General features: G+C 57.9%; 16 protein-coding genes and 2 pseudogenes. 8 read left to right on the top strand and 10 right to left on the bottom strand.

From position 1 onward, the window contains the following. Window positions 1–229 precede the first annotated feature (229 nt). From ACR0M3_RS07650 to ACR0M3_RS07630, 5 genes and pseudogenes are all read right to left on the bottom strand, one after another. Window positions 230–387: pseudogene (locus ACR0M3_RS07650) on the bottom strand (transposase); the annotation flags it as partial. 73 nt (window positions 388–460) lie between these two features. Further along, window positions 461–601: an FAD-dependent oxidoreductase gene (locus tag ACR0M3_RS07645; protein WP_480910105.1), complete on the bottom strand. Its 141-nt coding sequence runs from the start codon at window positions 599–601 to the stop codon at window positions 461–463. A 61-nt stretch (window positions 602–662) separates the two neighbouring features. Continuing rightward, entirely contained in the window at window positions 663–1,766 is a 1,104-nt protein-coding gene (locus ACR0M3_RS07640; RefSeq protein WP_480910104.1) for a glycine cleavage T C-terminal barrel domain-containing protein, read from the bottom strand. A gap of 105 nt (window positions 1,767–1,871) precedes the next feature. Beyond that, complete coding sequence (locus ACR0M3_RS07635) at window positions 1,872–3,449, bottom strand: ABC transporter substrate-binding protein (protein WP_480910103.1); 1,578 nt, start codon at window positions 3,447–3,449, stop codon at window positions 1,872–1,874. 110 nt (window positions 3,450–3,559) lie between these two features. Next, a complete protein-coding gene (locus ACR0M3_RS07630; protein WP_480910102.1) occupies window positions 3,560–4,423 on the bottom strand; it encodes an alkaline phosphatase family protein in 864 nt (287 codons plus the stop codon). Window positions 4,424–4,616: 193 nt separating this feature from the next. Between ACR0M3_RS07630 and ACR0M3_RS07625 the strand changes: the two genes are divergently transcribed. The 3 genes from ACR0M3_RS07625 to ACR0M3_RS07615 are packed head-to-tail and all read left to right on the top strand — an operon-like array spanning window position 4,617 to window position 8,220. After that, a complete protein-coding gene (locus ACR0M3_RS07625) occupies window positions 4,617–5,564 on the top strand; it encodes an ABC transporter permease (protein ID WP_480910101.1) in 948 nt (315 codons plus the stop codon). Then, window positions 5,561–6,436: an ABC transporter permease gene (locus ACR0M3_RS07620; RefSeq protein WP_480910100.1), complete on the top strand. Its 876-nt coding sequence runs from the start codon at window positions 5,561–5,563 to the stop codon at window positions 6,434–6,436. The genes ACR0M3_RS07625 and ACR0M3_RS07620 overlap by 4 nt, the downstream gene beginning before the upstream one ends. Next, window positions 6,433–8,220 (top strand): ABC transporter ATP-binding protein, encoded by a 1,788-nt coding sequence (locus tag ACR0M3_RS07615; protein WP_480910099.1) that lies wholly within the window; start codon window positions 6,433–6,435, stop codon window positions 8,218–8,220. The genes ACR0M3_RS07620 and ACR0M3_RS07615 overlap by 4 nt, the downstream gene beginning before the upstream one ends. Before the next feature lie 4 nt (window positions 8,221–8,224). Here ACR0M3_RS07615 and ACR0M3_RS07610 read toward each other — a convergent pair whose 3' ends face one another. Further along, window positions 8,225–9,454 (bottom strand): serine hydrolase domain-containing protein, encoded by a 1,230-nt coding sequence (locus ACR0M3_RS07610; RefSeq protein ID WP_480910098.1) that lies wholly within the window; start codon window positions 9,452–9,454, stop codon window positions 8,225–8,227. Window positions 9,455–9,532: 78 nt separating this feature from the next. On the opposite strand from ACR0M3_RS07610, the gene gcvA reads away from it, so the two are divergent. Next, window positions 9,533–10,462, top strand: a complete 930-nt coding sequence (gene gcvA, locus ACR0M3_RS07605) for a transcriptional regulator GcvA (RefSeq protein WP_480910097.1) — start codon at window positions 9,533–9,535, stop codon at window positions 10,460–10,462. A 217-nt stretch (window positions 10,463–10,679) separates the two neighbouring features. Here the strand turns inward: gcvA and ACR0M3_RS07600 are convergent, their stop codons facing one another. Together ACR0M3_RS07600 and ACR0M3_RS07595 are read right to left on the bottom strand one after the other, a co-directional pair. Then, window positions 10,680–11,696, bottom strand: a complete 1,017-nt coding sequence (locus ACR0M3_RS07600; protein WP_480486015.1) for an alpha/beta hydrolase family protein — start codon at window positions 11,694–11,696, stop codon at window positions 10,680–10,682. Between the two features lie 322 nt (window positions 11,697–12,018). After that, on the bottom strand, window positions 12,019–12,636 hold the full coding sequence (locus ACR0M3_RS07595; RefSeq protein ID WP_480473296.1) for a GNAT family N-acetyltransferase: 618 nt from the start codon (window positions 12,634–12,636) through the stop codon (window positions 12,019–12,021). Window positions 12,637–12,789: 153 nt separating this feature from the next. Between ACR0M3_RS07595 and ACR0M3_RS07590 the strand changes: the two are divergent. Further along, a pseudogene (locus tag ACR0M3_RS07590) lies at window positions 12,790–12,975 on the top strand (hypothetical protein); the annotation flags it as partial. Between the two features lie 121 nt (window positions 12,976–13,096). Then, the gene (locus tag ACR0M3_RS07585) at window positions 13,097–14,656 is read left to right on the top strand and encodes an acetolactate synthase large subunit (RefSeq protein ID WP_480473298.1); all 1,560 of its coding nucleotides are present in this window, start codon (window positions 13,097–13,099) and stop codon (window positions 14,654–14,656) included. 217 nt (window positions 14,657–14,873) lie between these two features. Here the strand turns inward: ACR0M3_RS07585 and ACR0M3_RS07580 are convergent, their stop codons facing one another. After that, a complete protein-coding gene (locus tag ACR0M3_RS07580; RefSeq protein ID WP_480492724.1) occupies window positions 14,874–15,422 on the bottom strand; it encodes an RES family NAD+ phosphorylase in 549 nt (182 codons plus the stop codon). Between the two features lie 103 nt (window positions 15,423–15,525). Between ACR0M3_RS07580 and ACR0M3_RS07575 the strand changes: the two genes are divergently transcribed. After that, on the top strand, window positions 15,526–17,067 hold the full coding sequence (locus ACR0M3_RS07575; protein ID WP_480486501.1) for a M81 family metallopeptidase: 1,542 nt from the start codon (window positions 15,526–15,528) through the stop codon (window positions 17,065–17,067). On the opposite strand, the gene ACR0M3_RS07570 is transcribed toward ACR0M3_RS07575, so the two are convergent. After that, window positions 17,064–17,975 (bottom strand): LysR family transcriptional regulator, encoded by a 912-nt coding sequence (locus ACR0M3_RS07570; protein WP_480486503.1) that lies wholly within the window; start codon window positions 17,973–17,975, stop codon window positions 17,064–17,066. The genes ACR0M3_RS07575 and ACR0M3_RS07570 overlap by 4 nt on opposite strands. A gap of 181 nt (window positions 17,976–18,156) precedes the next feature. Between ACR0M3_RS07570 and ACR0M3_RS07565 the strand changes: the two genes are divergently transcribed. Continuing rightward, window positions 18,157–19,737 (top strand): ABC transporter substrate-binding protein, encoded by a 1,581-nt coding sequence (locus tag ACR0M3_RS07565; RefSeq protein ID WP_480486505.1) that lies wholly within the window; start codon window positions 18,157–18,159, stop codon window positions 19,735–19,737. Window positions 19,738–19,770: the final 33 nt, after the last annotated feature.

Below are 19,770 nucleotides of genomic sequence, written 5' to 3'. Positions count from 1 at the left end.
CTGCCTCGGTCCCATCATCGCCGCACCTCCGCTCATAAAACGAGTGAATCAGCGACAGACCGACCAATCAATGGACTTTTTCAACACTATCCGGACAAATTGTGAATTTGCCGCCTGTTCGATAATGGCTGGATTCCATGCATCTCGACCTGGATCTCAGACAGGGAGGGTGGCGAATCGACGTTCGCAGCGCAAAGCACGAACGGCCGTTTCGGATTGAACGCGCCGATTTGAGCCTGGCGTTCTCATCTTCCACAGCCCTCAGCTTGGCAACGTCCGACACCTCCATGCCGCAGAAATTCGAATTGTATTTGTGAACGTGCCCTGGTTGAGGCCGTGCTTGCGGCACGCCTCCACTATTTGCGTCCCGGCTTCCTGTTCCTTGATTACCCTGACGCTCCGGGTTTCTGTGAAATGGCACTTTCACATTCGTTTGCTCCTTCAAAAGGTTGAGCAAACTCTACGCTAAAACGAGGGAAGTTTCGAGGAGCAGGTCAACGCCGAAACAGCCGAAGCGTTCAAGCAGACAGATTTCGATCCCCGTCCGTGCGGCCGCCAACGCGGCGCCAAGCCCCCGGGGGCCGGCTCCGACAACGAGCACTTCGGTGCGGTGAATGACCGGCGTTTCTCTTGCCGCCTCGGCGACTTAGGTCATGTCAAACTCACAGGAAAGGCAATTCGCACAGGGTTCCTGCGACGGGACCCGCCGCGCGCCTCACGACGACCCGGTCACCGGGTTTGGCCGAAGTCGCTACAAGTGCGAACCCGATGTTCTTCTTCATGCGATAAGACCAGACACAGGTGGTCATGTCGCCAATGCGCGCACCGTCCATATCGATGTCATTCCACGTGAACTCCGCCTTGACAGGCTCCGAGTTGTCCAGGACGACTCCCAGCTGATGCCGTTTCGGCCCCTCGGCCGCGATGCGGCGCAAGGCCTCGATCCCGATCGTGTCGTCAGGCACATGAAGATCGACATACTTGCCCATCCGAACCTCGAACGGATTGGTTTGCCCATCCGAGTCGCCGCCATATGAGACCAACCCGCTTTCGACACGTTCGCACCAGTTGGGGTTGCCCGGCCCGATGCCGTGGGGCTGTCCGGCTTCCTTGACGATGTTCCAGAGCGCAGTGCCCTTAGTGCCATCCATCAGGTAGATTTCGAACCCGCCCTGCTTGGACCAGCCGGACCGGGCCACCGCCACGGGGATTCCGTCGATCTCTGTTTCGCGGAACCAGAAGTATTTCAGGTCGTGGACCCAGTCGCCGAAGATCGAGGCGACAACGGTTTCCGCCTTTGGCCCCTGCACGGCTAGCGGCGATACGTCTGGCTCGCTCACCTCGACATTCAAACTGCGCTCGCGCGCGATGGCCTCGGCCCAGAACCAGATGTTGCTGTCGGCGATGGACAGCCAATAGCGGTCTTCGTCCAGCTTCAGCAGGATAGGATCATTGATCAGGACGCCGTGGTGATTACACAGGGGGACATACTTGCCTTGCCCGATCTTGCATTTCGACAGATCACGGGGCGCAAGGATCTGCGCCAGCCGCCCTGCGTCCGTTCCTTTCAACTGCACCTGGCGTTCGACCGCCACGTCCCACATAGAGACGCCGTTGATGATGCGCCAGTATTCCTCTTCGGGGTGGCCGTACGAGGAGGGCATCAGCATGTGGTTGTACGTCGTCATGGCACAGACGCCGTCAGCAAGAGTCGCCTCGTAGAAGGGAGAAGGACGCAGACGTGTGGAAGGCGAGATCGAGAACATGGTTGCCCCGGAGATTGAGTGGAAGGAAAACGAAGGGCCGCCGATCCGGGTGGACCGGCGGCCAGGAGTCAGTCGGCATATGCCTCTGACAGAGAGGATGTTTTCTTAGGCGAGCCAGACGTTTCGCAGCGTCTGTCCAAACCCACCCATCGCGCCGACCGAATGCGGCGTGTAGCCCATAACGTTCTTTGCCGTTGCCTCAAGCTGGTTCTGGAACACAGGGTTCACGAAGCCGCCGTCGTCGTTCATCATGTGCAGCATGTCGCAGTACATCTGCGCGCGCTTGGCCTCATCCAGTTCGGCACGGGCGGCAAGGATCATGGCGTCGAACGTGTCTGATCCCCACATGGTTTCGTTCCAGCTGCCGCCGTTCATATGCGCGATGGTGAGGAAAGCGTCGACCGTCGGACGCGCTTGCCAACCCGACATGGTCATCGGTTTCTGCATCCAGATGTTCGACCAGTAGCCATCAGACGGGGTCTTGATGACGTTGATATCTGCCGCACCCTTCGCGGATTGCTGGAAGGTCAGCGCGATGTCGTTTGCGGTGCTGCCCGCGGTCTCGGACGTGTAGAGATCGACCGCGTTGACGCCTGCCTTGTCGAAATGGAATTTCGCCTTGTCGAGGTCGTATTCAGCGGGCTTCACGTCCTCGCACCAGTATTTGTAGGTCGGCCCGATCGGCGTGTCGGCCGAGATCGTGCCGATACCCTTGAACACCTGGTTCAGGATAAGTTCCCGGTCCAACGCATGCTTGATACCCTTGCGGAAGTCCGCGTTGTCGGTCGGCGCGCGGTCGACCATCATCACGATATTGGTGAAACCGCCCGTGGGCGTATTGTGCAGCGTGATGGCGTCGTTGCCACTCAACTGTTCTACGGCGAAAGCGGGCACGTCGCGGATGGCGTCGACGTCACCGGCCAGCAGCGTGCTGAGCGTCGCGTTAGCATCCGGCACAGGGATGAAGTCGATCCCGTCGAGATAGGGCTTGCCCTCTTCGTAGTAGTTTTCGAACCGCTCAAGGACCACACGTTCACCGGGGATGAACTCCATCACCTTGAACGGGCCTGAACCGATGGCCATTGCGAAATCGGTATGGCCTGCCGGGTGAATGGCAAGATGGTAGTCGGACATGATCACCGGCAGGTCGGCATTGCCCGAGGACAGGGTGATCTTGACGGTCGTGGCGTCTGGCGCCTCAATCGCGGTGACGGTCGAGAGCAGCGCCTTGGCAGGGGATTCCGAGCCCTCGGCGATGTGCCGCGACAGGCTTTCGACCACATCGGCGGCGGTGACAGGCTGGCCATTGTGGAAGGTCAGGCCGCCACGCAGCTTGAAGCTCCATTCGGTGGCCGCGTTGTTGACGCTCCATTCTTCAGCCGCGTCGCCTTCGACCTCCAGCGTCGGCGCGAAACGGGTCAGGCGCTGATAGACGCAGTTCGAATAGATGCCGTCATCGGTATCGACCATGCGCACAGGCTCGAGCGTGTTGTCCGTGTTGCCCTGTGCAATCCGCAGCCAGCCGCCGCGCTTCGGTTCTTCAGCACGGGCCGGTCCGGCTATCGCAAGGATACCGCTGGCCGCCGGCACCAAAAGGCCGAAAGCGCCCGCGCGCTTGAAAAAACCCCGGCGGCTGAGCGCGCCGGCCTTGTATTGCCGTACCAGGCTGTCGATGTCGGACATATTTTTCCTCCCAGATGACCGATGACGGGCTGCCCCGCTATTGAGGAAAGATTGCGGGGGACCGGCGCGGTGCACAAACAACCGATTCCACGACTTTGCCATAACTGAGGTTATGGGTCCGACTTGCACCGCTCGCACGTCAGGAATGGTTCTGCGGTCATGCCTGTTGGAACTGTCACACCCATTCGCGTCAAGATCGATGGTGCAAGTGCCAGTTGGTCCAGCATCGTCTCTTCTGGAGGCAAGTCACTGTCACCGAAGTAGTAGAAGGCAACGTCCTGTTGATCCTCTCCGGCACCACCGTGATGGCCCAGATCATCCTGACCATGATCTGCGGTCACAATTACCTCGTAGCCAAGGTCACGCCAACGGGTCACGTAGGGCGCAAGTGCAGCGTCAAGATAGTAGCAGGCGTCGCTCATCTCTCGTTTCCCATGACCAAAACGATGCCCCATGCTGTCAAGTGTCGACGTATGCAGCAGCCCGTAGTCGATCCCCTTGGCCTCGCAAAGATAGGTCAATGTGGCGAACAGATCGGCATCGGACGGGCTCATCTGGTTGGCTTCCGTCGCATCGGCCATGGTGTGGAAACGGCCGTGGTGGATCGGGCCCTCTGGGCTGTCGAGTTCGATGTCGCGCACGGGGTCGAACGGCATCCGGTGGAACAGTTCGCTCCACCAACTCAGCGCCACGGCACCGGTCTTGCGCCCCGCCCCGGCCAGTTCGGAAAAGACATCTGGAACCTCAAGACGCTGGCGGTGCTTGTTCCCGGTGACGCCGTGGACGTGCGGCGGAAGGCCGGTGTGCATCGAAGCATAGCAGGCCGAGGATGTGGACGGCAGGACCGACCGCATCCGACGCACGCGTGCCTTACCCGAGGCGACCCAACCTTCGAGATTGCCGAACAGGCGTCGAAAATTCCGGTAGGGCACGCCGTCCAGGATTATGAGAAGTAGCTTTTTAGCTTTAGTCATGGGTTTCTCCGATTTCAGAACTTGTGCCGCCTCAAGTCGGCATCGGGCAAACAACAAAAAACCGGGCTTTGCCCTGATCCAAGGCAACCCATGCCCGACCCATAACGAAAACACACCCATTATGTCTTCTATGGTTGTTTGTCGAAAACGACGCTTGCCCTGAAACTGCGAGCAGCCTTGAGGGAGGAACGAGGTGTATCGCATCATACTGACGCGCCTGGCGCAGGGTTTTCTGACCTTGCTGCTGGCATCCATCATCATTTTCGGCGCGACCGAGATCCTTCCCGGCGATGTGGCCGAGGCGATTCTGGGACAAAGCCGCACGGAAGAAGCGCTGGCCACTCTGCGTGAGGAGATGGGCCTGAACCGCCCGGCCATCGTGCGCTACTTCGACTGGCTGGGTGGGATGGTGCAGGGTGACCTGGGCACCTCGCTGGCAACCAAGCGTCCCGTGGCCGACATGATAGAAAGCCGGATGTGGAACACACTGCGACTGGCGCTGCTGGCGGCAGCGATCTCGGTTCCGCTGTCGCTGGCGCTTGGCCTCTGGTCGGCGATGCGCGCCGGCGGCAAGGTCGACAAGACGCTGGCCATGGCGACACTCGCGTTGATCGCGGTGCCCGAATTCTTTATCGGTCTTATCCTGATGAAGGTCTTCGCGGTCGAGCTGAAATGGTTGTCGGCCTCTGCCAATACCCGTCCCTATTTCGATTTCTGGCAGAATTTCCGGGCACTTGCCCTGCCCGTTGCCACGCTCAGCTTTGCGGTTCTTGCGCATATGATGCGGATGACGCGGTCATCGGTGATCAACATTTTCACCTCGCCATATCTCGAGATGGCCGCGCTCAAGGGTCTGCCAAAGCGCCGATTGGTCATCCGCCATGCGCTGCCCAATGCGCTGTCCCCGATCCTGACCGTGATCGCGCTGAACCTCAGCTATATGGTCTCGGGTGTGATCATCGTCGAAACCGTGTTTGGGGTCCCGGGCCTGACCCGTCTGCTGGTCGATGGCGTCACGCTGCGGGACATCCCGCTGATCCAGGCCTGCGCCATGATCTTCGGCGCCGTCTATATCCTTCTGAACCTGCTGGCCGATGTCCTGTCCATCATGGCCAATCCGCGCCTGAGGTACCCCAAATGAGCGACGCAACCGAATTGCCCACACCGCGCGCTTCGGTCTTTGCGGGCCTGCGCCTGACCTGGACCGCCACCATCGCGGGCTCGGTCCTTCTGTTCTGGCTGATCCTTGCCCTGTTCGGGCCATGGATCGCGCCGCATGGCGAGGCCGAGATGATCTCGGGGACGACCTTTGCACCAATTGGCGAAGGCGGACTGTTGGGGACGGACAAACTGGGGCGTGACGTCTTCTCGCGCCTGATCTACGGGGTGCGCACGACGCTTCTGCTTGCGCTGATCACCACGGTGATTTCCTTTGCCTTCGGTGTGACGCTGGGTTTTGCCGCTGCGATTCTCAAGGGCTGGTTTGACATCGTAGTCAGCCGCATCGTCGAGGCTTTCATGGCCTTCCCGTCGACCCTGCTGGCCCTCGTGGTGATCGGCGCATTCGGGACCTCGATCACGGTTCTGGTGCTCACGGTCGGATTGGTGCTGTCGACCAGCGTCTTCCGGGTGTCGCGCGCGCTTGGCTACGACATCGGCGTCATGGATTTTGTCGAGGCCGCCCGCGCCCGCGGCGAAGGCACCTGGTGGATCCTGACGCGCGAGATCCTGCCAAACTCCATGGCCCCGCTGATCGCCGAGTTTGGACTGCGCTTCACCTTTTCCATCCTGTTCCTGTCGGGCCTGTCCTTTCTGGGGCTCGGCGTTCAGGAACCGGCCGCCGACTGGGGCCTAATGGTGCAGGAAAACGTCGGCGGGCTGTTCCTGGGATCCTCCGCTGCACTGATCCCGGCCGCCTGCATCGCCTCGCTGACGGTATCAATGAACCTGCTTGTCGACTGGTTCCAGCAGCGTCAGCAAGGTGAAACCGTTCTGGAGAAGATCGACCAATGAGCGATATCCTGACCATCAATAACCTGCGCGTCGAGGGTCGTCCGCCCGGGGGCAGCTATTTGCCGATCGTCAAGGGCGTGTCGCTGAACGTTGCCAAGGGTGAAGTGCTGGCCCTGATCGGTGAAAGCGGGTCGGGCAAGTCCACGATCTCGCTGGCGTCGATGGGGTTTGCCCGGCCTGGCTGCCGCATCGCGGGAGGAGAAATCTGGCTGAACGGGCGCGACATCATGAAACTGTCACCGCATGAGCGCCATGCTCTGCGCGGTGACGAAGTGTCCTACGTTGCGCAATCGGCGGCAGCCAGCTTCAACCCCGCGCTTCGGATCGGCAAGCAGGTGATCGAGGCACCGCTCTGGCATGGCGCCGGCGATGCCGCGACGCTGACCGCCACAGCCGTCGATCTTTACCGCAAGCTGGACCTGCCGAACCCCGACACCGTGGGCGACAAGTTTCCGCACCAGGTTTCGGGCGGTCAGTTGCAGCGCCTCATGGCGGCGATGGCCATGTCCTGCGGGCCGGACCTGTTGATCCTTGATGAGCCGACAACGGCGCTGGACGTGACGACGCAGATCGAGGTGCTGAAAGCCTTCAAGGACATCATCCGCGATCAGGGCACGGCGGCCATCTATGTTACCCACGACCTGGCGGTGGTGGCGCAAGTGGCGGACCGCATCCTTGTTCTGAAAAACGGCGAAATGGTCGAGGAAGGCCCAACCCCCCAGATCCTGAATGATCCGAAGCACGAATATACCCGCTCGCTGATGGACGCCGTCCGGCCCGCACCGCATCTGGTCGATCACAATGAGGCCAGCGCGCCGCAAGCGCCTGTCATCTCCGCGCGAAACATCACGGCGGGTTATGGGGCGGTGACCATCCTGTCGGATGTTTCGGTCGATGTCCCTGCGGCATCGGTTGTGGGGGTGATTGGTGAAAGCGGCTGCGGGAAAAGCACACTGGCGCGGGTCGTCGCCGGTCTGACGCCGTTGCGAGAGGGAGAGATTAAGCTCGATGGGAAGGTTGCCGCTGCTGGCGTGAAGGATCGGTCGCGCGATACGCTCAAGGAATGCCAGATCGTGTTCCAGATGGCCGATACCGCGCTGAACCCGCGCCAGCGGATCGGTGATATCCTTGGCCGCCCGCTGGAGTTCTATCAGGGCCTCAAGGGGCGCGCGCGTTTAGACAAGGTTGGCGAGCTTCTGGAACTGGTCGACCTGCCACGCAGCTTTGCCTCGCGTTACCCGGGCGAATTGTCGGGCGGGCAGAAACAACGCATCAACCTCGCCCGTGCATTGGCTGCCGACCCCAAGGTAATCCTGTGTGATGAGGTCACATCTGCACTGGATACCGTGGTTGCGGCGGGCGTCATCGACCTGCTGAAATCGCTCAAGGACAAGCTGGGTGTGGCCTATATGTTCATCAGCCATGACCTTTCGACCGTTGCCTCTTTTGCGGATGAGGTGGTGGTGCTTTACGCTGGACGGGTGGTCGAGAAGGGACCGTCAAAGGCTGTCTTCAGCCCGCCTTTTCACCCCTATACCAAACTGCTCCTCTCCTCGGTCCCCGAGATGCGGCAAGGCTGGCTCGAAGGGGTGGCCGATACCGGCGAAGCCAAGGCCGCCAGCGCCGGAAGCGTCGTCATCGGCGCCAAAGGCTGTCCCTTTGCCAATCGCTGCACCCATGTGATTGCCGGAACATGTGACAGCGTCAATCCGCCGTTGCGCGACCTTGCCGGCGGGTTGTCTGTCGCTTGCCACCTTGACGCTGAAGCACTTCCGGTCACCTGAACGGTCAGTCGACAAGCGCCTGGTAGCTCAGCACGCGCAGTTGACGGCGCAGGGTATAGGCGCTCGAGGGTATGAGTTGGGTCATCAGGATCACGGTCATTTCCTCGACCGGGTCCACCCAGAACGCCGTCGAGGCCATGCCGCCCCAGGCGAACTCTCCGGGCGAACCGACGATCTTTGCCCGCGCCGGGTCCAGCATCACCGAAACTCCAAGGCCGAACCCGATCCCCTCGAATGTGGTTTCGCTGAAATGCGCCTGCCCCCTGCTAGCCAAATCGCCGCCCATGTGGTTCGTTACCATCAGATCGAAGGTCTTGCGGCCAAGTAGCACTCCACCGTCAAAGGCTCCACGTCGCAACAGCATCGTCGCGAAACGCTGGTAGTCCGCCATCGTCGAGACCAATCCGCCCCCGCCGCTTTCCAGCGTCACCGGCGCGATGCAACGGTCCTGTTTTGCTGATGGTTCGAATCCCGCGGCGGTATGATCATAGAGCGTGGCAAGGCGACCCGCCTTGTCTTCAGGCACTGAAAACCCGGTATCCAACATGCCAAGAGGGTCAAAGATCCGGGCCTTCAGGAAGTCGCCAAGCGTTTGCCCGCTGATGACTTCGATCAGATGGCCCAGGACATCGGTCGACAGACCGTAGAACCAGCGGTCGCCAGGATGAAACGCCAACGGAAACCCGGCCAGCGTATCGACGGCTTCCGCCATGGTGACAAAACTGCGGTCGAAATCGAGCCCGGCTGCCGACAGGGCCTGTTCCAGAGCGTTGCCTTGGTGGTCTCCATAGACGATACCGGCCTGATGGGTCAGCAGGTCATGGATGGTGATCGGGCGCCGGGCCGGTTCGGTGGCGTCCAGCGCATGGTCCGGTCCCTTCCAAACGCGCGGCGCGCCGAAGGCCGGCAGGAAATCGGCAATGGGCTGATCCAGCTGGAACGCTCCTTCCTCATACAGCATCAGTAGCGCGAGCGAGGTGACCGGTTTGGTCATCGAATAGATCCGCCAGATCGTATCGGGTGTGACGGGCCGGCGCGTCGCCGTGTCGGCATATCCCGCGTGTTCGGAAAACGCGACCTCCCCCCGTCTTGCGATCTGTACCGCCAGACCGCTCAGCCGCTCGTCGCGGACATTAGCCTCCATCCACTGCGATATGCGCCGCAGGCGCTGCGGGTCAAAACCAAGGTTGTAATCGATGGGCAAGGCGGCACCTCCGGTGGATTCCGGCTCCATCTTGCGCCTGTTAGACCAATGCTTTCAAGCGACCTATAATCACCCTATAACCAAACGATATTTATGCATGAGTTGGCCATGAGCACCCGACGCCTTCCACATCTGACCTGGCTGCGCGCATTTGAGGCATCGGCGCGGCATCTGAGTTTTACCAATGCCGCCCAGGAACTGAATCTCACCCAGGCCGCGATTAGCAAGCAGGTGAAGCTTCTGGAGCACTACCTGCGCGAACCACTGTTCGAGCGCAAACCTCGCAGTCTTGTTCTGACCAAAGTCGGCGCGGCCTATTTGCCGAAGGTCCGCGACGGTTTCGAACGCCTTGCGGCGGGCACTGAAGAGGTCTTCGGGTTCAGGCGCTCCGAGGTGCTGACAGTGCGCGCGCCGGTCGGATATTCCGTGAACTGGATCGCGCCCCGGCTTCAGGGCTTTTTTGATCGCCACCCAGATACCGAGGTCCGTCTGGTCTCCAGTGTCTGGGGTGACCAGTTCGACAACGAGCGATTTGACCTCGACATCCAGTACGGCACGGGACGCTGGCCCGGTTACAAGGCTGATCGACTGACGTGGGAAGTGATCAAACCCGTTTGCGCACCATCACTTCTGGAAGGTGAACACGCGATCGAGGAGCCGAAGCACCTTGCCCACCACCGTCTCCTGCATGTGCTTGGCTATGAGGAAGGCTGGGCCGATTGGCTCAGATTCGCAGAGGTAAGTGGCATCAATTCGGGCCAGGGGCTGCAATTCGATACGTCGCTGTTGGCATTCGAGTTTGCATCACGCGGTGGCGGGGTGGCATTGGCCCGCTCCTCGATGCTTGGCATCGAGATAGAGCGAGGCCGACTCGTCGAGCCATTCGGTATCGAAGCACCTTTGCAGGAAGCCTTCCATCTCATCTCACCAGAAACAGGCCGCGACCATCCGGATGCCGAGAAATTCCGGGAGTGGTTGATCGAAACGGCCGAAAACGACCCGGAAAACAGGCGAGTCCGTGAGGCTTACCGCGCCTGAAGCCGAACGCCGGCATCAAGGCGAATGATCTCGCCGTTCAGCATCGGGTTCGGCCCATACCAGCCACTCAAACATGGTCTAGAATGCTGCAGACGCAGCCCGCTTAGCGGTCGCTCGCAGCACTTGCAAAATTGGAGACTGAGTGGACTCACACATCGCGGACGAAGTTGCCGTTTGCTGCGGCTGCGCCAATGGCTGCTTTCCCACCAGGAGGTGGTCAAGCTTCACGTTTGCTTACTGTCGTCCTTAGGCTTTGAATTACGATTTCTATTGTCTGTTTATGAATTTTTCTTCTGTCCACACTTTCATGATCTGAAAAGATGTCCTCTTTCCCAATGAGCGACTTGTCAGAAGGGAAATCCAAGAACGTGTAGTGTCCCACGTGTCGGCCAAGGCAGCAGAGATGGAACTTGTCGTTCTGTGAAGCAAGCCAATCGGCACAATGCTCTGATGGCGCTTCATCATCGGCACCTCCGGTAAGGATAACAGCAGGCAACTGAATTTCAGTGATTGAGGTGGAAACGAATGAACGGATTGGTGGCGCTGGCGCAATCGTAACAACAGACTTAATCCGAACGTCTGAGTAATCATTGCTATGACGTGCCCAAGATACGCGGAATGCATCCGAAGTTTCCATCAGCGTTGGAATTTGTTCCGCTGCATCCGGAAACTCTCTCGGGCCACCTTCAGTATTCTCGTTGGCCCTGCGCCATGCGTCAAACTCATCCAAAGAAGTTCGCGCACCTGACAGGGCCAAGACCGTATGTCCCCCAAGAGAGAACCCGAGTGCTGCTACTTGATCGAGGTCCAATCTGTTGGCGAAGAAGCCCTTCGACCCAACCTCCGAAAGCAGTATTGACAGGTCGGTCGCTCGTTCCCACCAGCAAAGAAAGCCCTCGGCGCGATAAGGCTCCAAGCCAGTGTTGCCATGGTGATTTGCGCCCAAGACCACATAGCCTTCCGATGCCAGCGCGCGGGCGATCCAACCAAGGCTTTCAGCTGTGCCACCAGTACCATGTGATAACAGTATGACGGGAAAAGTCTCCTTCGGGGCCAGTGTGGCTTCCCAGATAACTTCTCCAAGTTCAAAGAATTGCCCCGGAGGCCGTTCAGTTGTCTCTACATCTTCGACTGGATACCATGCTGACCAAGCGATTGGGCGGTCTGCATTGTTTTGCCAATTTGAGCGCGTCACATCCCAAATCACGCCGGTTCGATAACCACAGTTTACCATCGTGAGTCTCCTTCATCGGCAACGCTCTGGAAATTTCTAGGAATTTTCAATAAACATTCTGCTCAGTTGGTAAGTTCCTCGAAGCCGGCATTCGCCCACACCGCAGCATCGGTCAAAGTGGGCTCGAACCAGACATCGGAGGCGGCACAGGATCCTGAGTGGGAGGTGGTCTTCAGACCACCACTCCGGCCCATAAGAGACATTCATCGCAGTCACTGGTGCCGCAGTGCGGCTTCACCAGACCGGCCATTCGCTACGGACATAAATATCCTGAAACTGCCGAACTCACAGATTGCAGACAATGCAGCCGTTTGATCTACCGCTATTGGGCGGCTCGAAACATCGGAAACAGGGGTGGGGCTTGGTCGGCTTTGATTAGACCCATCTCTTGGAAACCATAGCGCTTATACAGCGATAGATTTGTAGGGTTTGTCGACTCTAAGTAAGCAGGTCTTCCATCTTCATCACAACGTTTGAGGCAGCATTCAAGCAACGCGGACCCCAATCCTTTTCCTTGGCGAATTGGATCGACCGCAATAAATGCTAAATGCCAGCAATCCTCATCGGGATGATAATTGTCCATCTGCCCGAAGGTTTCGAACAACGCATCATGCTTTTCTGGTGAGACCGTCTGCTCAAAACAGGCGACAAGCCGTTCTTCGTCAGGGTGAATGCTTGGCGGAAGCCAAAGTGCGCCAGCAGTGAAATCATCGTTCCGAAACGCGCTACCCTGTTCAAATGCACGCCCGCCAAAGAAATCCATTACTCGCGGGAAGTGGGTAAGGAAATCGGCAGGTTCAGGATACAGCCAACGCATGAACGGGTCCGCAGAAAATCCAAGAGCAAGTCCGCTTAACAAACTTTCTGCTTCACTTCGGGTTGATGATCTAAACATGAAATTACCTTTGGTCGTTACACCTCGATTTTCACGTTTCAGCATGTGGGCCGCAAATACTTGTTGTCAAATGCGCAATTTATTGTCCTGCTCAAGCAACGATGGATGGCTACGTCGAGCTCCCAGCAGGCCTCTGAGGCGACGCAGCATCCTGTAATATTGTTTCTCGTCAATGTCGGGTTGTCGTTGTGGGAGGGCATGGCGGATCGGAGGATCAGTCATGGAAACCCAAACATACCTGCCGTTCGCGCGCTTCGCCCAACCTGGAACAAAGGACGTATCGTCGGTCAGAAGCGGCCGCCAAAACCCAAGCATGTCTGGGCGACCCGAGTTCGACTTGAACTGGCCGAAAACCACCGCGATTTCGCGTTGTTCAACATGGCATGTCTTACGGGCGAGGGCATCGATGACGATTGACGGCCTGCACATCATCGAAAGCTTTTTCAGTTACTTTTAGATTGTCTCTCCCATAAAGTTCGTTGAAATCAGAGTTGGCGGTGATCGAATGAATGGCGCAGAATCGTTAGTCAAAACCTTTCTTCACAATGGTGTGGATACGGTTTTCGCCAATCCAGGCACGTCTGAAATGCACTTTGTTGCGGCTCTTGATAGACATCCCGAGATGAACTGTGTTCTGTGCCTGTTCGAAGGTGGAACGACGGGCGCCGCTGACGGCTATTACCGCATGAAACGGGACGTCGCCGGCACTCTGCTGCATCTTGCACCGGGGCTAGGCAACGCATTTGCCAATCTACACAACGCCCGAAAATCAGGGTCCGGGATCGTGAATGTGGTGGGAGATCACGCAACACATCACCTGCGCTATGAAAGCCCACTCAGAGGCGACATTATTGGCGTAAGTCAGGCCATAAGCCATTGGACACGAGTTTCTGATCAGGCCACAAGCGTCGCATCGGACGGGGCCGCAGCCATCCAGGCCGCCCGATCTCAAAACGGCCAGATCGCCACTCTTGTTCTTCCCGCCGATACTGCTTGGGATGCAGCGACTGGCCCTGCGACGAATAGCATTCTGGCCCAACCACTTCATCGCCCGTCCTTGGAAGGCATCGAGGCCGCAGCCATGCGTCTGAAGACTGCAAACGCGGCTTTGATGATAGGTGGTTCCGCGCTTTTTGGTCCACTTCGTGTACTGGCTGGAAAAATTTCCGTCAAAACCGGATGCCGCCTGTTGGCGGATACTCTAATCCCTCGAATTTCGAAGGGGGCCGGGGCTGCCAAATTGGATCAACTTGTGTATCCAATTGCACCCAAGATCGCTCAGCTTGAACAGACATCGTCAATCACTTTGATCGGCGCCGACCAACCCGTTGCCTTCTTTGCATACCCGGGCAAACCGAGCACACCCGAGCCCGCCGGTTGCACGGTTTCAAGCCTGTGTGCTCCGACGGATGATATTGCCTGGACTCTTCAAACACTGGCAGATGCGGTTGGTGTTTCGAGCAAGACACAGCTGAACACATACGCTCTCGACCTGCCTCCAATCCCAACCGGAGATCTCACCCTAGCGAAAGTCGGCCAAGCGTTAGCGGCCCTCATTCCCGAGAATGCTATCGTTTGCAATGAATCCGTGACGTCCGGGTTTCACGTCATTCCTCCGACTGCAACCGCGCGACCACATGACTTGCTTGGGGGAACCGGTGGTGCGATAGGGCTTTGCCTACCGTGCGCAACCGGCGCAGCAATTGCATGTCCAGATAGAAAAGTAATTGCTCTAACAGGCGATGGATCAGCCATGTATACGTTGCAATCTTTGTGGACGATGGCACGCGAAAGCCTGGACGTTACGGTGATTGTTTTTGCAAACCGCGGCTATCAAATCCTTCGAGATGAGCTGGCAAATGTCGGTGTTGAGAGTTTTGGCAAGAATGCGGAGGCAATGTTTGATGTGGAAAACCCAACGCTTGATTGGGTTGCGCTCGCTAAAGGGCATGGGGTTCCCGGAATACGAATTGAAGACACCGATAGCTTTGCAAAAGCCCTTTCCGCGGGGCTATCACGTGACGGCCCTTCCTTGATCGAAGTCATGTGCCCGCCAGCATCTTGAACACAAATTCTTTTTGAAACGGGCGGCCCAAAGCCGCCTTTCGTTACCCAAAGCGAAGCTACATTTTGGCACTGAAAGCAGACTGTCACGAGCGCTCAAACAACATGCAAAAAAATGTCATTGGCGTGCCAGAAGAGAACTCATGACAATGTCCTCCACACAGCCAATTTTCGCGATGACCATAATTGCGAAATGATAGTTGGTCGCACCTTAAACGTCACCGATAATCCGGCAGGACGGAAACCGGCTTCACTTCACTACGCCGAAACACGCCAGGTGCGCCTGGCTCGCTCCATCGAAATAAAGTTATGTGCCAAAGACCCGGACGCCTTCGCGAAGGGTCAATCAACCCGATATGCCGATCTGTTCTGAGCCGATCAGCAGCGAGCCATGAAGACGGCTCTCCGCCCGCAGCTAAGAGTTTGCGCCAGGGCTGACTGGCGAGTGCATAAATATCCGCGGCTTCGGGGCTGCGCAGATCGAATAACGCACATCGTTCCACCTCGAAGGTCAGCACAACCCGCGGGCGATCATCCTTCCTAACGTCCTGACCAATAGCGACTTTTGCGCTTTCGACATCAGGGCTCAGATACAAAGCGTCCTGCCCCCGGCGATTGAACCGGGCGGGTGGGCGATCCGGTGCGCCGCGCATGAGGTGAACGTCTGGGTCATCGGCCCAAACAATCTTTACGAATTCTCCGGAAACTTCTGTCAGCATAACGGGTGGCACTGATCGTTTGCGCGTCGCGTTATAGGAAAGACGCAAGGCGGCAGTGGTTTTCCTAGAACAGAGAAGACGCATGATATCTTGATTGAAATCACTTACTCATGTTTCCTCGCACTGTGTTGCATTTCCAAAGGCCTCTCGCATGACGGCTCCAAAGATCGCCCTCCTTGGCGCAATTCTCGAGTCAAATCGCTTTGCACCCCCGGCTGATTTGTCAGACTTTAAGTCTCTGACATGGCTTACAAGCGATGCTTTGATATCTGAAGCCAGATCCGCGACACCAAAGCTGGCAATAGAATTTGCGGCCTTTGTCCGGGCGATGGATGCTACGGGCGACTGGACGCCGGTACCCTGTATCTTGGCAGCCAGCCATCCCGCAGGTCCAGTACGAAAAACCGTGATCGAAGAGATCATGGTGACTTCGGAAGACATGCTTCGCTCAGCTGGCCCTGTCGACGCAGTCTACATCTGCAATCACGGCGCGATGGTTGCCGAGCACGACCACGACCCCGACGGTTTGTTGATGTCACGCATTCGGAGAGTTGTCGGACCGGACGTACCTGTCATCGCGACACTCGATTTGCATGCAAATATCTCACAACGGATGGTCGATGCCTGTGACCTGATCGTCGGCTATCGGACCAATCCTCACGTCGATCAAATAGAACGTGGCGAGGAAGCCGCCTTTTCGTTGCGCCGGGTTTTGGCGTCGGGCGTCCGGCCCCAAACCGCGCATGTTAAACTGCCTCTTGTTCCGGCATCCGTGACCCTGCTAAGTGCCGAGCACCCGTATGGCGCGCTGATCGACCATGGTCAGCGACGACAAGCCGAAGGTCGAGGTGAGATTCTAAACGTATCGATCTTCGGTAATTTTCTTTTCTCCGACACGCCCGACAACGGTCTGAGCATCGTTGTCACCGCGCGTGAGGACCAGAAGGCGGCCAATGCACTGGCGGAAGAATTGGCAGACATGGCCTGGTCATTGAGGAAGGATTTCGTTCGGAAACTGACATCCGTGACGGAAGCGATCTCAATTTCCGCTGACCAAGCGCGCACGCCTGTGATTTTCTCCGATGCCGGTGACAATCCTGGTGGCGGCGGCAGTGGCAGGACGACGGAACTGTTAGCCGCTCTTCATGCGGCAAAAGTCGAAGAATGCCTATTCGGTTCCTTTTGTGATCCGGAACTTGCGAACGAAGCCCATGGCATCGGTGTCGGCGGCAAATTCAGGGCACGATTCAACCGGTCTTCCGATTCCAGCGCTTTCTGGGCGCAATGGGATGTGCCTTTTGAGGCGGATGCAGAGGTCTTGGGTCTCCATAATGGAGATGTGGTAGGTGAACTGGGCATGACGGCTGGTCGGAGATTGGCCCTAGGGCCATCCGCTGCGCTTCGTATTGGTGGTATCACCGTGGTGGTGATCACCGATCGCACACAGACTGCCGACCCCGTGTTCTTTCATATGTTCGGGCTGGATATTGCGGCTGCCCGGACTGTTGTTGTGAAATCCCGAGGCCACTTTCGGGCCGGGTTTTCCAACTGGTTTGGGCCAAACCAAGTATTTGAGGTCGACACGGGCGGGCTTACGTCGCCAGTTCACGACCGCTGGCCGTTTGCGAATTTGCCACGACCGAACTTTCCGATGGACGTCGACACCTCGTGGTCGGCTAAGATGCTGCGCTAGACGGGCTCTGAGTATTTGTCCTGCGGCGTCGTCAACTTGACAAATTGCATGAACTGGCGGGCAAGCTGAGAAGGTGGCCTGCCTGATGGAAGTACAAAGCTCGTGTCATAAAAAATTGCGGCGTCAAATGGCCTGACGACGACACCTTCCATCCCTGACGACAACAACGGGAAGGGATTGATCAGCGTCACGCCCAAACCCTCGCGGACGAGCTCCAGTGCGGCCATGTTCGTTGCCGTTTCTGCGACTTGTTTCGGCCGAATTCCAGCGCGCGCAAAGATCTTTTCGGTGATCGCTCGCGTCCCCAGCCTTCGCAGAAACTCGATCAGCGCGACGCCTTCAAGGTCGTGCGGCGTCACCACTCGTTTTTCCGATAGCGGATGGTTGCTCGGCATGGCGCAGACCACCTGACTGCGGCGCCAAGGCATGAGATGAACACCCGTTCGTTGGATCATCGCACTCGTCAAACCAAGATCATAGCGGAGGTCGAGAATGCCGGCGACCAGCACGTCCGTGGCCTGAATATCCAATTGAAGCTGCTTTCCTTCATTCTTCTTGAGAAAACTGGCCACCCTGGAGATGACAAAGTGATGTGCCAGAGTCGGCGGCACGATCAGGCGTAACGGCTCGTTATCCGGAGTAGCCCATTCTGCGCCCTCAATGTCCGCCAGCGTCTCGAAAATTGGGTCCAGTTTTTCGTTGAGACGCAAGGCTTCGTCTGTTGGGTCGATACGTCCCGATCGCCGGAGAAAGAGCGTTCGCCCAACACGGGCCTCGAGTTGTGATAAGGACCGGCTCACGGCAGACTGCGAAATCCCGAGACGCCGCGCGGCGCCGATGGTTGTCCCAGTCGTGATCACGGCTCTTAGCGACTCGAACTCGCGCAGTCTGTGTCTGTGTTCCGTCATGCTACATTACTCCCCCGGTACGAGCGGCTGAACATCCAAACTCTTGGATTGGTCTATGCAAAGTCGCATAGCAATATGTATTGGCAATGATTTTTGCGGTAGCTAGCCTTTTTTAATAGGGCGCGGGATCGGCCAAAGATTCGCCCATTCACAAGCGCCAAACAAACAGGGAGTCTTTTTGATGAGGAAACTCACATCTGTGACAGCCGTCGCTGTCAGCATTTTGGCTTTCGGCGCCGGTGCTGTCTCGGCCGAAAAACTAACGATCGGCCTCGCTTCGGAGCCGACGTCACTCGATCCGCATTTTCACAACCTGGGTCCGAACAACGCGATGTCCGTGCACATCTTTGACCGGCTGATCGCGCAGGATGAGAAGCAGCGCCTATCGCCGGGTCTTGCCGTGTCATGGGAGCCGATTGATGAATTAACTTGGGAGTTCAAGCTGCGTGAAGGCGTTAAGTTTCACGACGGAAGCGACTTCACGGCGGACGACGTCGTCTGCACCATGGCGCGCGCGCCGGACGTACCGAACTCTCCATCGGGATACGGCACCTATCTTAAGGGTAAGGAAGTCGTCAAGATCGATGACTACACGGTGCATTTCAAAACGGCCGCACCTTATCCGTTGATGGGCAATGACATTTCCACGATCCCTGTGATCTCAGAAGTGGGCTGCGAAGCAACGACGGAAGACTTCAACGCGGGTACGGCCGCCATCGGCACAGGGCCGTTCAAGTTCCAAAGTTACACACCGGGTGAAAGCATCGTACTGGTGCGGAACGACGACTACTGGGGTGACGCGCCGATCTGGTCCGAGGTGGAATTCCGCCCAATCACGTCCGGTCCGAGCCGTGTTGCATCGCTTCTTGCCGGTGACGTCGACATGATATCGGGCGTACCAACGACCGATATCACAACACTTCAGGGCAATGATGGTATCCAGCTGAGCCAGGGCGTGTCCAACCGAGTGATCTATCTTCACATGGACCAATTCCGCGAGGATTCACCCTTTGTGAAGGCCAACGGTGGCGGCGATATCAAGAACCCCCTCATGGACGTCCGCGTCCGCAAGGCGATCAGCATGGCGATCAACCGCGATGCAATCGTTGAGCGTGTCATGGAGGGGGTTGCCCTGCCCGCCGGCCAGCTTCTGCCCGAGGGGTTCTTTGGCGTGTCCGACAATCTGGACGTCGTGGCTTATGACCCGGACGGTGCTAAAGCGCTTCTGGCTGAAGCCGGTTATCCCGATGGATTTGAAATGACAATCCATGGGCCGAATGACCGTTACATCAACGACGCCAAAATTGCCGAGGCAATTGCGCAAATGTTGACCCGTGTTGGCATCAAGACAGCCGTCGAAACAATGCCGCGTTCGGTATACTTTGGACGCGCGTCCAAAGGCAGCCCAGAGGGTCTGCCGGAGTTCAGCTTTATCCTCGTCGGATGGGGCGCGGGGTCCGGCGAAGCGTCCTCGCCTCTCAAATCGCTGATCCACACCCATGACAAGGATGCGGGCTTTGGATCATCGAACCGTGGCCGGCACTCGGATGCTGAAACCGACGCACTGATCGAAGAAGCCCTGCGAACAGTCGATGACGCAAAGCGGCAGGAACTGCTCGCCGCGGCGACAGAGCGCGCGATCGAGAACGTGGCGATCATTCCGACGCACTTCCAGGTCAACACCTGGGCGGCCAAAAAAGGTCTGAGCTACATCCCTCGGACCGACGAATACACTCTCGCGACAGGCGTCGTGAAAGAGTAATCGCAATGCATCCGGGCCGCCTTCGCAGCGGCC

It is taken from the genome of Ruegeria sp. O5 (genome assembly GCF_056535105.1).
This window is presented reverse-complemented; position numbering and strand designations above follow the sequence as displayed.

What these genes read in the sequence shown, in the direction of transcription:
- gcvA (WP_480910097.1), top strand. Translation starts at nt 9,533, where the DNA reads ATGAGCACCCGACGCCTTCCACATCTGACCTGGCTGCGCGCATTTGAG.
- ACR0M3_RS07630 (WP_480910102.1), bottom strand. Translation starts at nt 4,423, where the DNA reads ATGACTAAAGCTAAAAAGCTACTTCTCATAATCCTGGACGGCGTGCCC.
- ACR0M3_RS07610 (WP_480910098.1), bottom strand. Translation starts at nt 9,454, where the DNA reads ATGGAGCCGGAATCCACCGGAGGTGCCGCCTTGCCCATCGATTACAAC.
- ACR0M3_RS07585 (WP_480473298.1), top strand. Translation starts at nt 13,097, where the DNA reads ATGAATGGCGCAGAATCGTTAGTCAAAACCTTTCTTCACAATGGTGTG.
- ACR0M3_RS07595 (WP_480473296.1), bottom strand. Translation starts at nt 12,636, where the DNA reads ATGCTGAAACGTGAAAATCGAGGTGTAACGACCAAAGGTAATTTCATG.
- ACR0M3_RS07615 (WP_480910099.1), top strand. Translation starts at nt 6,433, where the DNA reads ATGAGCGATATCCTGACCATCAATAACCTGCGCGTCGAGGGTCGTCCG.
- ACR0M3_RS07635 (WP_480910103.1), bottom strand. Translation starts at nt 3,449, where the DNA reads ATGTCCGACATCGACAGCCTGGTACGGCAATACAAGGCCGGCGCGCTC.
- ACR0M3_RS07640 (WP_480910104.1), bottom strand. Translation starts at nt 1,766, where the DNA reads ATGTTCTCGATCTCGCCTTCCACACGTCTGCGTCCTTCTCCCTTCTAC.
- ACR0M3_RS07600 (WP_480486015.1), bottom strand. Translation starts at nt 11,696, where the DNA reads ATGGTAAACTGTGGTTATCGAACCGGCGTGATTTGGGATGTGACGCGC.
- ACR0M3_RS07570 (WP_480486503.1), bottom strand. Translation starts at nt 17,975, where the DNA reads ATGACGGAACACAGACACAGACTGCGCGAGTTCGAGTCGCTAAGAGCC.
- ACR0M3_RS07565 (WP_480486505.1), top strand. Translation starts at nt 18,157, where the DNA reads ATGAGGAAACTCACATCTGTGACAGCCGTCGCTGTCAGCATTTTGGCT.
- ACR0M3_RS07620 (WP_480910100.1), top strand. Translation starts at nt 5,561, where the DNA reads ATGAGCGACGCAACCGAATTGCCCACACCGCGCGCTTCGGTCTTTGCG.
- ACR0M3_RS07575 (WP_480486501.1), top strand. Translation starts at nt 15,526, where the DNA reads ATGACGGCTCCAAAGATCGCCCTCCTTGGCGCAATTCTCGAGTCAAAT.